General features: G+C 72.1%; 12 protein-coding genes. 3 read left to right on the top strand and 9 right to left on the bottom strand.

The window, feature by feature from the left end; translation table 11 throughout:
* Position 1: 1 nt before the first annotated feature.
* The 3 genes from KA711_04205 to KA711_04195 are packed head-to-tail and all read right to left on the bottom strand — an operon-like array spanning position 2 to position 3,365.
* Positions 2–1,240, bottom strand: a complete 1,239-nt coding sequence (locus KA711_04205) for a class I SAM-dependent methyltransferase (protein MCM0608181.1) — start codon at positions 1,238–1,240, stop codon at positions 2–4.
* Positions 1,241–1,269: 29 nt separating this feature from the next.
* Positions 1,270–2,007 carry a DUF1365 domain-containing protein gene (locus tag KA711_04200; protein MCM0608180.1) on the bottom strand — a complete coding sequence of 246 codons (738 nt, stop codon included), beginning with the start codon at positions 2,005–2,007 and terminating at the stop codon, positions 1,270–1,272.
* Positions 2,008–2,045: 38 nt separating this feature from the next.
* Positions 2,046–3,365: an FAD-dependent oxidoreductase gene (locus KA711_04195; protein ID MCM0608179.1), complete on the bottom strand. Its 1,320-nt coding sequence runs from the start codon at positions 3,363–3,365 to the stop codon at positions 2,046–2,048.
* 599 nt (positions 3,366–3,964) lie between these two features.
* Between KA711_04195 and KA711_04190 the strand changes: the two genes are divergently transcribed.
* Positions 3,965–4,900, top strand: coding sequence for a MerR family transcriptional regulator (locus KA711_04190; protein ID MCM0608178.1), 936 nt, complete (start codon positions 3,965–3,967; stop codon positions 4,898–4,900).
* A gap of 107 nt (positions 4,901–5,007) precedes the next feature.
* Positions 5,008–5,871, top strand: a complete 864-nt coding sequence (locus KA711_04185) for a ferritin-like domain-containing protein (protein ID MCM0608177.1) — start codon at positions 5,008–5,010, stop codon at positions 5,869–5,871.
* Between the two features lie 77 nt (positions 5,872–5,948).
* On the opposite strand, the gene KA711_04180 is transcribed toward KA711_04185, so the two are convergent.
* The 4 genes from KA711_04180 to glnE are packed head-to-tail and all read right to left on the bottom strand — an operon-like array spanning position 5,949 to position 10,975.
* Positions 5,949–6,611, bottom strand: coding sequence for a glutathione S-transferase family protein (locus KA711_04180; GenBank protein ID MCM0608176.1), 663 nt, complete (start codon positions 6,609–6,611; stop codon positions 5,949–5,951).
* A gap of 38 nt (positions 6,612–6,649) precedes the next feature.
* Positions 6,650–7,570: a DMT family transporter gene (locus KA711_04175; protein ID MCM0608175.1), complete on the bottom strand. Its 921-nt coding sequence runs from the start codon at positions 7,568–7,570 to the stop codon at positions 6,650–6,652.
* Positions 7,567–8,172, bottom strand: a complete 606-nt coding sequence (locus KA711_04170) for a hypothetical protein (protein MCM0608174.1) — start codon at positions 8,170–8,172, stop codon at positions 7,567–7,569. Before KA711_04170 ends, KA711_04175 begins: the two co-directional genes overlap by 4 nt.
* Positions 8,165–10,975, bottom strand: a complete 2,811-nt coding sequence (gene glnE, locus KA711_04165; GenBank protein MCM0608173.1) for a bifunctional [glutamate--ammonia ligase]-adenylyl-L-tyrosine phosphorylase/[glutamate--ammonia-ligase] adenylyltransferase — start codon at positions 10,973–10,975, stop codon at positions 8,165–8,167. Before glnE ends, KA711_04170 begins: the two co-directional genes overlap by 8 nt.
* Before the next feature lie 179 nt (positions 10,976–11,154).
* On the opposite strand from glnE, the gene KA711_04160 reads away from it, so the two are divergent.
* Positions 11,155–11,973, top strand: coding sequence for a carbon-nitrogen hydrolase family protein (locus KA711_04160; protein ID MCM0608172.1), 819 nt, complete (start codon positions 11,155–11,157; stop codon positions 11,971–11,973).
* Positions 11,974–12,060: 87 nt separating this feature from the next.
* On the opposite strand, the gene KA711_04155 is transcribed toward KA711_04160, so the two are convergent.
* Entirely contained in the window at positions 12,061–13,269 is a 1,209-nt protein-coding gene (locus KA711_04155) for an FAD-dependent monooxygenase (protein MCM0608171.1), read from the bottom strand.
* Between the two features lie 60 nt (positions 13,270–13,329).
* On the bottom strand, positions 13,330–14,019 hold the full coding sequence (locus tag KA711_04150) for a histidine phosphatase family protein (GenBank protein ID MCM0608170.1): 690 nt from the start codon (positions 14,017–14,019) through the stop codon (positions 13,330–13,332).
* Positions 14,020–14,023 lie beyond the last annotated feature (4 nt).

The following is a 14,023-nucleotide window of genomic DNA, read 5'->3' as shown; positions in this document are numbered from 1 at the left end:
GTCAGCCCTTGAGTGCCGGGTTGACCAGCGTGAATTGCACGACGTCGGTGTTGCCGGTGGCAAACGCCGCCTCGCAGTAGGCCAGGTAGAACTCCCAGATGCGCATGAATCGAGTGTCGAAGCCCAGCTGGCGCAGCGGGCCGTCCTGGGCCAGGAAGTCCACGCGCCAGCGGCGCAGCGTCTCGGCGTAGTCGGTGCCGAAGCAGCGCTCGTTGATCACCACGAGACCGGCTCTTTCGGCCTGCGTCTTGAACGCGCTGCGGCTGGGCAGCAGCCCGCCCGGGAAGATGTACTGCTGGATGAAGTCGGTGCTCTTGACGTAACGCTCGAACAGATCGTCGCGGATGGTGATGCTCTGGATGCACGCGCGGCCGCCGGCCTTGAGCTGGCGGCGCAGCGTGGCGAAGTAGCTCTCCCAGTACTCGCGGCCCACGGCCTCGAACATCTCGATCGAGCAGATGGCGTCGAAGGGCTCGTCGTTGAGGTCGCGGTAGTCCTGCAGCCGCAGGTCGGCCTGCGCGGCGACGCCGGCCGCGGCCAGGCGCTGCTGCGCGTACTCGAGCTGTTCGGTCGACAGCGTCACGCCCGTGACGCGGGCGCCGAAGTCCAGCGCCGCCGTCTCGGCCAGGGCGCCCCAGCCGCAGCCGATCTCCAGCAGCCGCTGGCCCGGCTGCAGGCCGCACTCGTCGAGCGCGCGCCGCACCTTGGCCCTCTGTGCCTGGGGCAGCGGCTGGGCCAGGTTGCCGTCGAACAGCGCACTGGAGTAGTTCATCGTCTCGTCCAGCCACAGGCGGTAGAACGGGTTGCCGATGTCATAGTGCGCGTGGATGTTCTTGCGGCTGCCCTGGCGCGAGTTTCGGTTCAGCAGGTGCTTGAGTCGGTGCGCCAGCGAACCCCACCAGGTGCCGTAGATCACCTGCTCGACGGCGTCGCGATTGGCGATGAAGAGCTTGAGCAGCGCCACCAGGTCGGGGCTGCTCCAGTGGCCGGCGATCCAGCTCTCGGCAAAGCCGATGTCGCCGCTCTTCAATGCGGCGCCGCAGACCTGCCAGTCCAGCAGGCGCATCGCCGCGCGGGGTTCGGCTCCGTGGCCCAGGCGGGCCTGGCTGCCGTCGGGGAACTGCAGGTCCAGTGTGCCCTGCTGCAGACCCTGCAGCAGGCTGAGCACGGCACGCGCCGCGGCGGGGGCCGTGGCGGGCAATTCGAAGCGACCGGCGGTGGAGGTGGTGGACAGGCTCATGGCGTCGACGATCCGGAAGAAAACGGGCCCTAGCGCGTGACGAAACGCTCGGGCGGCGTGGGCTTGCTGAAGAAGGGCACACGCTTGGCGAACAGCCTCAGCGCCTGCCAGTGGATGCGAGCGATGACGCCGAGCGTCATCAGCGGATGGCCCCAGAAGGCGCGCCGCACCGTCGCGGGCGTGATGGGCTCGAGCGTGCCGGAGACGCTGGTCTGCAGCAGCGCACCAGCGTCGTCGTCGTGGTCGACGCGCGCCACCACGCGGCTGGCGGTGCGCATGAAGCGGAAGCGGTAGCGGCCCTGGACGCTGCAGAACGGCGAGACATGAAACACCTTTTCCGCCGTGAGCTCGCGCCCCCAGGCCAGCTGAGGCCCGGTGAGCAGGTAGCAATGGCGTTCGCCGAAGGTGTTGTTGACCTCGGCCACCACGGCCGCCAGCGAGCCGTCGGCGCGGTGGCAGTGCCAGAAGCTCACCGGCTTGAACACGTAGCCCAGCACGCGCGGGTAGGTGTGCAGCCAGATCTCGCCGTCGGCGTCGTGCACGCCCTCGCCGGCCAGCAGCTCGGTGAGCCAGGCGCGCGCGTCGCTGCGGCCGTCGCCGTGGTCGGCGTCGTGGAACGACAGCCAGCCGAAGCCGTTGCGCGGCAGCCCCGGTACGCCTTCGGGCGCCATCGCGTGCATCGGCAGCATGAGGAAGTAGGTGCCGTAGCGGAACGCGTTGACGCGCGGCCGCAGCCGCCGGTGCAGCACGACGCCGCGGCCGAGCATCGGCACGGCCTTTGTCAGGCTGGGGCCGGCCGTGTCGCTCACGCGGCGGCCTTCCCATCCGCCGCGCGCCAGCGCGCGCGCAGCCCCTCGACCACCGACAGCGCCGACATCAGGCCGTCTTCGTGGAAGCCGTAGCGCGCCCAGGCCCCGCAGTACCACAGGCGCGATCGGCCCTGGATGCCGGGCAACTCACGCTGAGCGGCCACCGCGGCCCGATCGAACACCGGATGCGCGTAGGCGAACTCGCGCAGCACGTGCCGCGAGTCGGGCTCGTGGGCCGGGTCGGGATTCAGCGACACGATCACCGGTTGCCGCCAGGGCAGCGGCTGCAGCCGGTTGATCAGGTAGTGCAGGCACACGGCGGCCTGCTCGCGGCCGGCATCGGCAGCGCGTGCGTAGTTCCAGGCCGCCCAGGCCCGGCGGCGCCGCGGCAGCACCGAGACGTCGGTGTGCAGCACCGCGCGGTTGGGGTGGTAGCGGATGGCGCCGAGCACGCGCTGCTCGTCGGCCGTGGCATCGGCCAGCAGCGCCAGCGACTGGTCGGCGTGGCAGGCCATCACGACCTCGTCGAAGCGCTCGCTGCCCTGGTCGGTGGCCACCATCACGCCCGAGGCACCGCTGGCCGGGGGCAGCCGACGCACCTGTCGAACCGGGGTGTTCAGCCGTGCGTCGGCGATCGAGCCCAGCATGCGCTGCACGTAGTTCCGCGAGCCGCCGGTCACCGTGTGCCACTGGGGCCGGCGGCTCACCTGGATGAGGCCGTGGTTGTGGCAGAACCGGATCATCGTGCCGATGGGGAAGCGCAGCATCTGGTCGGTTGGGCAGCTCCAGATGCAGCCGATCATTGGCAGGAAGTACCACTCCCGGAAGGCGCTGCCGAAGCGGTGGCGGTCGAGGAAGTCACCGATGGGCTCCTGCAGCTCGGCTTCGGCGTCGCGCCGGGCGATGTCTGTGCTGAGCTTGTTGAAGCGCAGCAGGTCCGCCAGCATGCCCAGGAAGCGCGGACGCAGCAGGTTGCGCTTCTGCGCGAACACCGTGCCGAGGTTGCTGCCGCTCCATTCCAGGCCGTCCTGGCGCGCCTGCACCGAAAACGACATGTCCGAGCGCGCCGTCTCGACGCCGAGCTCGGCGAACAGGCGGATCAGGTTCGGGTAGGTGCGCTCGTTGAAGACCAGGAAACCGGTGTCGACACCGTGCGTGATGCCATCGAGCGTGACGTCGACCGTGTTGGCATGACCGCCGAAGTGGGGGCCGGCCTCGAACAGGGTGACCTGCGTCGGGTGACCGGCGTCGCGCACCAGCGTGTAGGCCACCCCAAGACCGGCGATGCCGGAGCCGATGACGGCGACGCGCTTCATGCCACAGCGCCGCCGAGCCGGCGAAAGAAAGCTGTCGTGCGGCGCCCCCGGGCGAACGAGGGAGGGAGGGAGGAGGAGGAGAACCGCCCGGGGATTGCAGCCGGCTTGGCCGGCCGTCCGCACGACAGGGAAACGTGGACTGCCCGGCACCGCTCGAGCACCGGGGTGCTGATTGAGAGGGTCAGTCGTCGGGAAAGTTCCACCTCCCCCGGGTGCCACGCACAAAAAACTTTTGTCAGCAGCGATCCCCGGCGGCACGGCCGATGCAGGCGATGACGGAAACGGGTTCGGGGCGTTGTGGTCATGAGGGCCTTCGCGCAAGGGCAGCTGCTGGGGTGAGCGGAGCTGCGCCAAAACAATAACTATACAGTCGTTCCATGACTAAGCGGTATTCAACCCCATTCGGGCCGCTGTGTAAACCCTTGGAAAGCCCCAGGCCCAACTGTGGCAGGATCCGGCACTTCGGACATTTGTCTTGTTCAAAGCGTGTCGGCCTTGCTTCATCTGCCGAGTTCAGGCCCGTCGTGGGCCATTTGTCCAGGACGCAAGAGTGGCGCCGGCCGTAGGCGCCGCAGGATGTGCGTTTGTTGGGGGACTCCTTGAACGACCGCGCCCGCCAGGCTGCCATCACTTTGTCGATCGCTGCCGTCGAGCGCGACACCGGCCTGAGCAAGGACACGCTGCGCGTCTGGGAGCGCCGCTATGGCTTCCCGAACCCCGGCCGCGATGCGCTGGGCGAGCGTGCCTACACCCTGGCTGACGTCGAAAAGCTTCGCATCATCAAGCGGCTGCTCGACGCCGGACACCGCCCGGGCCGCGTCGTCACGCAGCCGCTGGAGCAGCTGCAGGCCATCAGCGAACAGACGGTGGACCAGCCGTTGCGGGCGTCGGAGCTGGCCCTGGGCGCCGACGACCTGCGCGAGCATCTGGCGCTGATCCGCAACCACGAGGTGCCGCGCCTGCGCAGCCAGTTGTCGCGGCTGCTGTCGCGGGTGGGCGTGGCGCGCTTCGTCAACGAGGTGGTGGGGCCGCTCAACGCCGCTGTGGGCGACGCCTGGCTCCGCGGTCAACTCGAGGTCTTCGAGGAGCACCTCTACACCGAGGCCGTGCAGGTGGTGTTGCGCACCGCCATCGCCAGCGTGCCCGAGCCCGTCAGCGCCGCGCCGCCGCGGGTGCTGCTGACCACCTTCCCTGGCGAGCCGCACGGCCTGGGCCTGCTGATGGCCGAGGCGGTGCTGGCGCTGGAGGGTTGCCGCTGCGTCAGCCTGGGCACGCAGACGCCCTTGTGGGACATCGCGCTGGCCGCCAGCGCGCTGCACAGCGACATCGTTGCGCTCAGCTTCACCGGCTGCATGAACCCGAACCAGATCGTCGACGGCCTGGCTGAGCTGCGCGTCAAGCTGCCAGCCGGCGTGCGGCTGTGGGCCGGCGGTGGTGCCCCGGTGCTGCACCGTCGGCCGGTGGCCGGCGTGGAGCCGTTTTCGTCGCTGGTCGAGGTGCCGGCGGCACTGCGGCGGGCAGGCGAGTCCGCCTGAACGCCCGAGCGCCCGCGGTGCCATCGGCCCGGTGTCGGCAGCTTGACGCGGATCCCATCCCTAGAATCTCGACCCTCTGCCACGACGTCGCGCCACCGCGTTCGCCCATGCTTTACCCCGAACTCTTCAAGCAGCTCGAAGCCGTGCGCTGGAACATGGAGTCCGACATCCCCTGGGACCGCTTCGACGCCGGCCGTCTGAGCGAAGAGCAGGCGCAGACCATCAAGATGAACGCGATCACCGAGTGGGCGGCGCTGCCGGCCACCGAGATGTTCCTGCGCGACAACCGCGACGACAGCGACTTCTCGGCGTTCATGAGCGTGTGGTTCTTCGAGGAGCAGAAGCACTCGCTGGTGCTGATGGAGTACCTGCGCCGCTTCCGGCCCGATCTCGTGCCGACGGAGCAGGAGCTGCACGCGGTGCGCTTCGAGTTCGATCCCGCGCCGGCGCTCGAAACGCTGATGCTCCACTTCTGCGGGGAGATCCGCCTCAACCACTGGTACCGCCGCGCCGCCGAGTGGCACACCGAGCCGGTGATCAAGGCCATCTACGAGACGCTGGCGCGCGACGAGGCTCGTCATGGCGGCGCCTACCTGCGCTACATGAAGCGCGCGCTCAACCGATTCGGTGACGAGGCGCGCGCGGCGTTTGCCAAGGTGGGCGTGCTGATGGCCAGCGCGCGCCGCACGGCCCAGGCGCTGCACCCGACCAACCTGCACGTCAACGCGCAGCTCTTCCCGCGCGACACCATCCAGAGCCGTCTGCCCGATCCGGCCTGGCTCGAGCAGTGGCTCGACAAGCAGATCCAGTTCGACGCCGTGTGGGAGAACAAGGTCGTCGAGCGCATCCTGCACAACATGGGCCTGCTGATGGAGCGCAGCTTCGCCAGCGTGCAGGAGCTCAACCGCTTCCGCAAGGAAGTGGCGGCGCAGCTGGCGCTGCGTGCCGCGGCGGCGCCATCGGCCGCCTGAGCTTCAAGTTGATCCGGCTTCGGCGGGCACCTTGACCCGCGGGGGGCCGGCTCGCCGCAGCCCGGCCCTGGGGCCGCTCAGGCGGAACGCGCTGCGGCCGCGGCCTCCTGGTCGCGCTTGCGGTCGGCGTTGACGCGCTGCACCGAGGGCCGCAGGCCCATCAGCTTGAGGTGCGCCTTCCAGTCGATGCCGGCGGCGGCCACCAGGTCGTCGCCGTAGACGGCCTTGGTGGCGCCGGCCACCGTGGGCAGCGTGGCATAGGCCGCACAGTCGGCCACCGTGAAGGTCTCGCCCGCGGCGTAGGGTGCAAAGCGGGCCAAGCGCTTGAGCGCTGCCAGGTTGCGCTCGAGCTGCTTCTTCACCCGCGCTTGCGTGGTGTCGTCGACCGTGCCGCCGAAGTAGGCCTGGGCATAGAGGTCGCGGCCCACCAGCTCGACGTACAGCTCCATGAAGGCGCACAGCTCGCGCACCTTGGCGGCGGCCAGGGCGTCAGCCGGCACCAGCGGTGGGCTCGGGTGGGCCGCTTCGAGGTAGTCGCAGATCACCTGGCTCTCGCACAGCGCGCTGCCGTCGGGCAGGCGCACGAACGGGATCTTGCCCAGCGGCGACGCGGCCAGGATGGCCTCGTCCCGGGAGCGCGTCGGCACCACCTCCTCGGTGAACGGCAGGCCCTTTTCAAGCAGCACCAGCTTCACCTTGCCATAGTAGTTGGACAGCGTCATGCCGCACAGCGTGATCATGGGGTCGTCTCCGTCGGTGGCTTTCGAGGTTGCGCAGTCTAGGCAGCGCGCGGTGCCGGGGCTGTCGCGCGGTTGACGAGCCAGATGCCCGCGCACACTGCCACCAGCGCCACACCCAGGCGCAGCGTCAGCGGCTCGTCCAGCAGCCCCACGCCGGCCAGCAGCCCGAACACGGGCGTGAGCAGCGTGAACGCCGACACCTTGGTGGCCACGTAGTGGCGCACCAGCCAGAACCAGGCCAGGTAGCTGGCAAAGGTGACGACGGCCACCTGGAACACCAGCGCCCAGGCGACCGTGGCGCTCAGCCGGGAGGGCCAGGGCTCGCCCAGGGCCAGGGAAGCGGCGGTCAGCGCCACGCCCGACAGCACCAGCTGGTACAGCAGCGTCTTCTCGGGCAACGCGGTCGACAGCCGGGTGGCGCGCAGCACCAGCGTCGTGGCGCCCCAGAGCACGGCGGCGGCGATGCCGAGCAGGTCGCCGAGCCACTGGCGCGGCCCGACGGCCGGTGAGACGAAGCCCTCGGCAAAGGCCCAGACCACGCCACCGAAGGCCACCACGAGCCCAGCCCACTGCGCCGGTGCCAGCCGTTCCTGGCGCGAGATCAGCGGCATGCCCAGCGCCACCACGAAGGGCGCCAGGTACAGGAACACCGCCATGCGCGAGGCGCTGGTGTACTGCAGCCCGATGAAGATGCACGCGAACTCCAGCGCGAACAGCACGCCGGCCGCCAGGCCCGGCAGCCCCGTGCCGTCGCGCCCGAACACCGCCAGGCCGCGCCAGCGGGCCCAGGCCAACAGCAGCAGCGCCGCGCCCAGCGAGCGCACGCCGCTCTGCAGCAGCGGCGGCACCTCGGCCAGCGAGACCTTGGCGGCCACCTGGCTCAGGCCCCAGGTGGCGCAGCAGACCACCAGCGTGACCAGGGCGACGGCGTCGAGCGTGGCTTTGCGGGATGTGATCATGGGCCGCGATTCTGGTGCCAGACCAGGGCCGCGGCCGCGCAGACGAAGCCGGCCACTGCGCCCGTGGTGTGACCCACTGGCGCCAGCGCAATGTCCCAGCCGCTGGCCTGCTGCAGCACTTCGGCCCAGGGCCTTTCGCTGAGCAGCTTGATGACCAGGCCCAGCAGCATGGCCGCGCCCACGCCGCGGCGCACACCGCGTGCGTGGACCACGAGCCACAGGGTGGCCACCGCCATGCCGGCGTGCAGCACGCCCGACAAGCCCCCGTAGTGCGCCAGCTCGGGCCGCAGCAGCAGGCCCAGGTGCGTGAGCGGCCAAGCCGCCAGCCAGGCCCATGCCGCCGCGCGCGGCAGCACGGCAGCCCAGCCGAAGGCCGTCACCAGCGCGGCGGCGCCCAGGTTGGCGAGCAGGTGGCCTTCGCTCCAGTGCACGAAGGCGGCGGTGAGGGCACGCCAGGGCTCGGTGAGCGCGAGTCCGGGCTGCCAGTCCAGCCTGGCTGCCGGCAGCGGCCAGGCCAGCAGCGAGCCCACGGCCAGCACGGCCCCCACCACGATCCACCCCCGGGTGTCGGGCCGGCGGGGCGCCACCGCGGGTTCAGCCAAACACGGCCTTCCACAGCGCCCGCACGGCCTCGGCCTGCGGGGCCAACGCGGCGGCGGCCTCGCCTTCGAACTGCGTCGCCCGCTCGTCGAGCCGCGCGCGGTGCTGTGCGCGGCGCAGCTCACGGTAGGCGTCGGCTGCGGCGAGGCCAACCCCGCCGGGCAGCAGGCCGGCGGCCTCGGCGCGATGCAGCAGCGCGATGTTGCCGGCGTTGTCGAGCAGCGCCGCGTGTGTGCCGCCGTGGGCCAGCACCAGCGCCTGCACCGCGAACTCGACGTCGACCATCCCGCCCGCGCTGTGCTTCACGTCGAAGAGCCCTTCGCGCACCGGGCGCGCCGCGCGCATCCTCTCGCGCATCGCCAGCACCTCGGCCTTGAGCGCCGGCACGTCGCGTGGCGCCGTCAACACGGCGCGGCGCGCGGCTTCGAAGCGCGCCGCCACGGCCGGGTTGCCGGCGCAGAAGCGGGCGCGCGTGAGCGCCTGGTGCTCCCAGGTCCAGGCGGTGTTGCTGCCACGGCCGGACTGGTAGCGCTCGAAGGCCGCCAGGCTGGTGACGAGCAGCCCCGAGTTGCCGTTGGGCCGCAGCGCCGTGTCGATGTCGAACAGCTCGCCCGCCCCGGTGCGCAGCGTCAGCCACGTGATCAGCTTGCGCACGTAGGCGCCGTAGACCTCTTGCGCACGCTGCGCCGTGGCGTCGTCGACCTCGCCGTCGTCGTACAGGAACACCACGTCGAGATCGCTGCCGTAGCCGAGCTCCTTGCCGCCGAGCTTGCCGTAGGCGATGACGGCGATGCCGGGCTCGGCACGATGGCGCGTCTTGAGCAGCGCCCAGCTCCATCGCAGCGCCTCCTCGAGCACGGCGTCGGCCAGCGCGCTCAGGTCGTCGGCCACCTGCTCGACGGTCAGCTCGCCCTCGACGTCGCGCACCAGTGTGCGGAAAACCTCGGCGTGGTGCGCGTGGCGCAGCGTGTCGAGCAGCTTCCCCTCGTCGTCCTCGCCGCTGCGCTGCCAGGCGGCGCGGCGCGCGGCGAGCTCGGTGCGGAAGGCGGCGGCGTCGAAGCGCTGGTGCGCCAGCCGCTGGTCGGCCAGCTCGTCGATGACGCCCGGGTGGCGCATGAGGTACTGCATCGGCCAGCGTGCCAGGCCCAGCAGGCGCAGCAGGCGCAGCTGCACCTCGGGCCGCTCGGCCAGCAGGGCCAGGTAGCTCTCGCGCCGCAGCAGCGGCTCGACCCAGTCGACGAAGCGCAGCGCTGCGGCTTCGCTGCAGCGGCCCTCGGCCATGGCACGGCCGGCGCGCTGCATCAGCCGGCCCAGGCGCAGGCGGCTGTCGTCGCGCAGCTGCTGCACGCGCGGCGTGGCGCACCAGCTGCGCAGCCGGGTGCCCAGCCCGGCTGGCAGGCGCTCGAGCAGTTTGTCGCTGTCCACCGGCAGCGGGCCTGTGCCGCAGCTGCGGCAGCCGCCGCGCGCGGCGCCGCCGTCGGCTGCGGCACCGTCCGCGCCGGGCCGCAGCAGGGTGTCGAACTCGGCGGCGACGAACTCGCGCACGCTGCCCAGGTGATCGAGCAGCGCGCAGCAGGGCCGACCCGCCAGCGGATTGGCCAGCGCCGCCGCCGCCGCGGTGCAGCCGGCGCGCAGGCTCTCGGCGATCCAGCCGAGGTCCTCGTCGTTCACCGGCAGCAGGTGGGTCTGCTGGTCGTCGAGGAACTGGATGCGGTGCTCCACGCGCCGCAGGAAGGTGTAGCCCGCGGCCAGCCGCTCGGCCGTCTCGGCCGGCATCAGTCCGCGCTCGGCCAGGCGCTGCAGGCCCCGGAGCGTGCTGCGCGTGCGCAGCTCGGGGAACTGGCCGCCGCGCACCACGAGCATGAGCTGAACGATGAACTCGATCTCGCGGATGCCGCCGCGCGACAGCTTGACGTCGTTGGCGCGCTCGGGCCGGCCGGCGGCGCGGCGGTGGGCTTCGTCGCGGATTTTCTGGTGCAGCTGGCGCAAACCCTCGAACACGCCGTAGTCCAGGTAGCGGCGGTAGACGAAGGGCGTGACCAGGCTGCGCAGCGCCGTCGCACGGCCGCTGGCCACGGCCGCGCGCGGCGCCACCACGCGGCTCTTCAGCCACGCAAAGCGCTCCCATTCGCGGCCTTGCACCTGGAAATACTCCTCCAGCATCGCCAGGCTCACCACGGGCGGGCCGCTCAGGCCGTTGGGGCGCAGCGCCAGGTCGACGCGGAAGACGAAGCCGTCCTCGGTGCTGTCGCCGATCAGTGCGTACAGGCGCTTGGCGACGAAGGCGAAGTACTCGTGGAAGCTCACCGCGCGCTGGCCGTCGGCGTCGCCCGGCGTGTGGCCGTCGTCCTCGTAGACGTAGACAAGGTCGATGTCGGAGGACACGTTGAGCTCGCGCGCGCCGAGCTTGCCCATGCCGACGATCCACAGATCCACCGGCCGGCCGTCGGGGCCGAGCGCGGGGCCGTGGCGGGCGTCGGCTTCGGCGCGCGCGGCGGCCAGCGCGATGTCGAGCGTGGCCTCGGCGAGATCGGTCATGCAGCCGGTGACGGTGTCCAGCGGAGCGGCCTGTTCGATGTCGAGCACCGCCAGGCGCTCCATCACCAGCTGGCGCGCCACGCGCAGCGCGGCTGGGAGTTCGCGCCCGGTGTCCCGCAGCCGCTGCACCAGCGCCACGATGGCCGTGGCGTCAGGCGCGCCACCGGCCGGCAGCCAGGGCAGCTCGGCCGCATAACGGCGGCGGATCCGCTGCACATAGCGGCTGTGCGCGGCCAGCGCCTGCAGCGCCGGGGGGCTGGACAACATCGCGGTACTTCCCTCGTCCTGATCGGGCCGGGCGGCGTTGTTCAGGGGCCTGTGCACAACCGGCCGGTGCCTGCCGCGGCGTCTGCACGTCGCATCAAAGAGACAGCCGGAGACTAGTCGCAATGCCTTCGCCCACTCCGCCCCGGGGGATCTGTGACTGGGCCGTCTACGATCGAGACATGAGAGTCGCTGCCGTGCAGATGGTGTCCGCGCCCGAGTGGCCGGCCAACCGCGCCGCCGCTGAGCGCCTGGTGCGCCAGGCCGCGGCAGCCGGTGCGGGCCTGGTGCTGCTGCCGGAGTACTTCTGCCTGATCGGCCACCGCGACAGCGACAAGCTGGCGCTGGCCGAAGACGCCGGACGCGGCCCGATGCAGGACTTCCTGGCCGCGCTGGCGGCCGAACTCGGCCTGTGGCTCGTGGCCGGCACACTGCCGGTGCGCGGTGCCGCCGAGGGCCGCGTGCTCAACCGCAGCATCGTCTACGGGCCCGACGGCCGCGCGGTGGCGCACTACGACAAGGTGCATCTGTTCGCCTTCGACAACGGGCGCGAGCGCTACGACGAGGGCCGCGTGCTCGAGGCCGGGCAGGCGCCGGTGGCGCTGGAGGCCGGGCCGCTGCCGGATGGCAGCAAGCTGCGCGTGGGCCTGTCGGTGTGTTACGACCTGCGCTTCCCGGAGTTCTACCGCGCGCTGATGCAGCCGCCCTGCGACCTGCTGTGCGTGCCGGCCGCCTTCACCCACACCACGGGCGAGGCGCACTGGGAGCTGCTGCTGCGCGCGCGCGCCATCGAGAACCAGTGCTACGTGCTGGCCGCGGCGCAGGGCGGCACGCACGCCAACGGGCGCCGCACCTGGGGCCACAGCATGGTCGTGGGGCCCTGGGGCGAGATCCTGGACCAGCTGCCCGAGGGCGAGGGCTGGGTCAGCGCCGAGATCGAGCCGGCGCGGCTGAACGCCGTGCGCACGCAGTTGCCGGCGTTGCGGCACCGCAGGCTCTGAGTGCTCCCAGGGCCGGGCTGCGCCCAGCCCGAGCCCGCGCGGGCGTCAGGGCGCCGGGCGACGCCGGTTCACCTTGAGCGCGGGCCTTCAGCGCCAGCCGAACATCATCTGCCGCGCCAGCGCCGCCTTGGCCGGCGGCAGCGCCTGCAGCGCCGCCAGGCCCAGGCCGTGCAGCGCCGCCGCGCCGGGCACTTGCCAGGTGAAGCTGCGCGCCAGGAAGTCGGTCGCGGCGATCAGGCTCCAGCGGTCGGGCGCACGGGCGAAGGCCACGCGGGCCAGGGCGGCGTCGAGCGCGCGGCCGCGCTGCGCCGCATCGGCCAGCGCGTCCACCAGCGCGTAGGCATCGCGCAGGCCCAGGTTCAGGCCCTGGCCGGCCACCGGGTGCAGCGTCTGCGCGGCGTTGCCGATGCGCACCGTGCGGGCCTGCACCAGCGAGTGCTCGGCGTTGAGGCCGAGCGCAAAGCGTTTCAGCGGCGACAGCGCGACGACGGCACCCGCTTCGGCCGGCAGCCGGCTGTTGAGCAGCGCCAGGCGCTGGGCCTCGGCCAGCGGCGCCACCGGGTCGGTGGCCGTCGGCACGCACCACACCAGCGCGGCGCGCGGCACGCCGTCGGCTGCCGCCGGCAGCGGCAGCAGCGCCAGCGGGCCGTCGGGCGTGAAGCGCTCGAAGGCCTGGCCCTGGGCGGGCCGTGACAGCAGGGCCGTGCCCACCCAGGCCGTCTGTCCGTAGTCGGCCACCAGGGCCTTGCGCGCCTGCTCCGAGAACACCCCGCCTTCGGCCACCACGGCGAGGTCGAAGCGCTCGGCGATGCCGGCGTCGACCTCCACACCGTCGGCCAGCGGCTTGAGCGCCGCCACCGGCGTGCCAAAGCGCGTGGCCAGGCGCTGCGGCGCGGCCGCCGCCGCGGCCAGCCAGGCGGCCTGCAGCGGCGCCCACAGCGCGCCGTAGGTCAGCACGGCGCCGAGTTGCGGCACGCCCAGCTCGGCGGCGTCGAGCGTGACGGCTGCCGCTTCGCGGCCCAGCAGCCCACCCAGCGTGATGCCGGCCGGCGCCTGCGACACGTGCACGCGGAAGATGGGCGCTGCCGCCTCGGGCTGCCAGGCGCCGAGCCGCTCAAGCAACTGCACGCTGCCCAGCGACAACGCCAGCGTGCGCGGATCGGCCGCCCCGTCGCGGTCGAGCGGCCGGGCATCGAACAGCGCGATGCGCGCCTGCGGCAGCCGCCGCGCGGCCAGCAAGGCCAGCGCCAGCCCCACCGGGCCCGCGCCCACGACGGCGATCTGCAGCGGGTTCATCGGCCCATTATCCGAGCCGGCCCTGGCGCGCAGCCGTCAGGCGCAGGCTCAGGCTAAGGCTTAGGCGTAAGTCACCCAATCGGCCTGCTCGGGTGTGTGCAGGTGCGGCAGCGTGTTGAAGCTGTGCAGTACCGGCCGTCGGGGGCTCAGGGCGAACTCGGTGAGGGCGCTGTTGCGCAGCCGCAGGTTCAAGGCCACCCAGGCGTCGCCGCCAGCGCCCACCACCAGCGCGGTGGCGGAGGCGATGGGGCCGCCGGAGCTCACCAGCAGCACGTCGCCCTCGGTCTGCGTGCGGACGTGCTCGAGCACGGTGGCGATGCCGGCGCGCCATTCGGCGTGCGCTGGCATGCCGGGCACGTTCAGCGTACCGGCCGTCCAGGCCGCGAGCGCCTGGCGCAGCAGGCGGAAATGCGCGCGGTAGCCATCGGCGGTGGTCGGTGCGGGCAGGGGCCCGGGCGGCGCCAGCGTCGGTTCCGCCAGCGCGGCGCGCAGCATCGCCTCGCTGTCGTATTCGTTGAGTGCCGCAAACTCGGTGGCTGCCGGCAGCGCGCCCAGGCCCTCGGCCAGCGCCGCCAGCGACTGCCGGTGCCGCGTGAGCGTGCCCGTGATGACCGCGCCAAAGCGCTGGCCGCGCGCGGCGTACCAGCGGCCGAGCGCGTGGCACTGACGCTGGCCGAGTTCGCTCAGGCGGTCGTAGTCGTCGCTGGCGAAACGCGCCTGGCCGTGGCGCACGAGATGCAGCATGCCCATGGCA

The organism is Ideonella sp. WA131b (genome assembly GCA_023657425.1).
GTDB lineage: Bacteria > Pseudomonadota > Gammaproteobacteria > Burkholderiales > Burkholderiaceae_C > Rubrivivax.
The sequence above is the reverse complement of the archived record's forward strand: the minus strand, read 5'-3'. Positions and strand labels throughout refer to the sequence as shown.

Excerpts from the sequence above, each read along its gene's own strand:
- KA711_04185 (MCM0608177.1), top strand. The coding sequence starts at position 5,008 with ATGCTTTACCCCGAACTCTTCAAGCAGCTCGAAGCCGTGCGCTGGAAC.
- KA711_04175 (MCM0608175.1), bottom strand. The coding sequence starts at position 7,570 with ATGATCACATCCCGCAAAGCCACGCTCGACGCCGTCGCCCTGGTCACG.
- KA711_04180 (MCM0608176.1), bottom strand. The coding sequence starts at position 6,611 with ATGATCACGCTGTGCGGCATGACGCTGTCCAACTACTATGGCAAGGTG.
- KA711_04195 (MCM0608179.1), bottom strand. The coding sequence starts at position 3,365 with ATGAAGCGCGTCGCCGTCATCGGCTCCGGCATCGCCGGTCTTGGGGTG.
- KA711_04200 (MCM0608180.1), bottom strand. The coding sequence starts at position 2,007 with ATGCTCGGCCGCGGCGTCGTGCTGCACCGGCGGCTGCGGCCGCGCGTC.
- glnE (MCM0608173.1), bottom strand. The coding sequence starts at position 10,975 with ATGTTGTCCAGCCCCCCGGCGCTGCAGGCGCTGGCCGCGCACAGCCGC.
- KA711_04160 (MCM0608172.1), top strand. The coding sequence starts at position 11,155 with ATGAGAGTCGCTGCCGTGCAGATGGTGTCCGCGCCCGAGTGGCCGGCC.
- KA711_04205 (MCM0608181.1), bottom strand. The coding sequence starts at position 1,240 with ATGAGCCTGTCCACCACCTCCACCGCCGGTCGCTTCGAATTGCCCGCC.
- KA711_04155 (MCM0608171.1), bottom strand. The coding sequence starts at position 13,269 with ATGAACCCGCTGCAGATCGCCGTCGTGGGCGCGGGCCCGGTGGGGCTG.
- KA711_04150 (MCM0608170.1), bottom strand. The coding sequence starts at position 14,019 with ATGGGCATGCTGCATCTCGTGCGCCACGGCCAGGCGCGTTTCGCCAGC.